Here is a 1,838-nt window from a genome sequence, read left to right as displayed (position 1 = left end):
TTTACGGCGGGGTGGATAATCTGTTGAATCTGATGCTGTTTATGTATACACGATACAACCACAACAATGAAGCAACTAGCCGCCATGGAAAAAAGAAAATACTGGGACGACTTACCTTTAAAGAAAAGAAAGACTACGAGCGCTCCAAGAAATGTTATTAAAATGAACAGTAATAGTATTAAAATGTGCATGCCGAACTCCTTGATAACCAAGCAAAACATTTAGCTTAGCTTTCGCAAAACCTAGGACAAGGTGCGCATCTAACTCACTACCAACGCAACCATGAAGCAACTAACCGCTATGCAAAAAGAAAATGCCGAAACGATTTTACCTTTACAGGAAAGGAAGACCACGAGTGCCACCATTCCAAACAACATCATTAAACTGTACATATTGAATTCCTTGATAAGATGCCAAGCAAAAACATTTAGCTTAGCTTTCGCAAAACCAGCGTAAACGCCAACGAAAACAACAATAAAGCTTGCAACAGCAAAATATAGTAATCACCTACCAAATATTTGGCTGCCGCTAAAAATACTAAGAAAACTGTTGAGGCCGCCAATGACAGACAAAAAACAATGACGAACAGCTCACAAAAATCTTTCTTTGGCGAAGCTATTGAGTTCGCGTTGCTCCTAATACTAATCTTCACAATGCTCTCCTGCTTGCCTAGGTGGGCTTGTCTGCATTGCTGCTTTTACACCCACCGCTACCACAAATGCTAAAATCAAATAAGGTACTATCAAATCGGCCTCCTGCCCATCTCTTCCACGAACTTGCTGTTTTGCACAGACAAATCAACAAAAGTTCCGATTTTTTGGCGGTCGATCAACGTTTGTGGATCAAAGTAGAAACCATGCAGCCTACTAAACACGCCTGCCAAAGCCTTCGCATGGTCTACACCAATGATTTTGCGGTCATTGGCGTAAGCAAAAATATCAGCGGCATCAAGTCCACTACGCTCGCATAGCGTGTGATAGGTCTCTCCACGGTCGCTCAAAAGCTCTTGCAGCATGATTGCCAGCACCGATAAGAACTTGAACTCTTTCAATTCAGACACTTGCACAACCATGGCGCAACCCCTTCCAATAGTTTTCCAAGAACATCAAGAAGTTTTCTTCACCGAAGATTGAAATCAAATGTGCGATTTCTGGATTTGGGTGGTGTTTTGCCACTTCTTGAATGCGGCGACGCACGGCAGTATTAAGCTTTGTGTCAATTTGATATGTAACAAAGATGCTCGGTTCTTCGCCATTGAAAAAAGCACGTCTTGCATACCATACCGCTTTTCTGATGTCATCGTACATATCGCCTTTGCGCCCTGCGCGGTACAAATACTTGAAGCAGTTACCCATGCTAAAACTCAAATGCTCGGTAATCTCAATGCACTCAATGCCACTGTCTTGGTAATAACTTGGATTGATTAAGCCGTCATCTTGGCAAGCTTCTGGCTCGTTATTCAACTCGTCTAGGGGCAATTCTTGGATTGCGCCAGATGTGTGAGTACCACAAGCATCGCTTGTCGCCATCGCCAAAAAATCCGCTTCTTGCGCTTTGATTGCAGCATACTGGCGAGAATCTTCTTTTAGAATATCTTCACAGTAAAAAACATTGCTCACAAATTGTGCGTCATCCGCCCAATTTTTTCCGCCACCAATGTGCGCACTGTCGATATAGATTTTTTCGCCTTCACCAAACAGGTAGTCCACTGTGGTATCGTTACGAGCAAAGACAAATACTTCGCCATTGCTAAAACGCCAGATGTCGCCAATTTTTGGTTGCTCTGTGTTTGATTTAACTGGTTGATTGATTTTTTGCATGGGGCTGTACTAGATTAG

At 42.7% G+C, this 1,838-nt stretch carries 2 protein-coding genes; both read right to left on the bottom strand.

Features of this window, described 5'->3' with window-relative positions; translation table 11 throughout:
• Positions 1-742: 742 nt before the first annotated feature.
• The gene (locus B0181_RS11745; RefSeq protein ID WP_078277666.1) at positions 743-1,072 is read right to left on the bottom strand and encodes a hypothetical protein; all 330 of its coding nucleotides are present in this window, start codon (positions 1,070-1,072) and stop codon (positions 743-745) included.
• The gene (locus B0181_RS12405; RefSeq protein WP_242620168.1) at positions 1,053-1,820 is read right to left on the bottom strand and encodes a DUF3310 domain-containing protein; all 768 of its coding nucleotides are present in this window, start codon (positions 1,818-1,820) and stop codon (positions 1,053-1,055) included. Before B0181_RS12405 ends, B0181_RS11745 begins: the two co-directional genes overlap by 20 nt.
• Between the last annotated feature and the right edge of the window lie 18 nt (positions 1,821-1,838).

Origin of the sequence: Moraxella caviae (assembly GCF_002014985.1) — a bacterium.
Lineage (GTDB): Bacteria > Pseudomonadota > Gammaproteobacteria > Pseudomonadales > Moraxellaceae > Moraxella > Moraxella caviae.
This window is presented reverse-complemented; position numbering and strand designations above follow the sequence as displayed.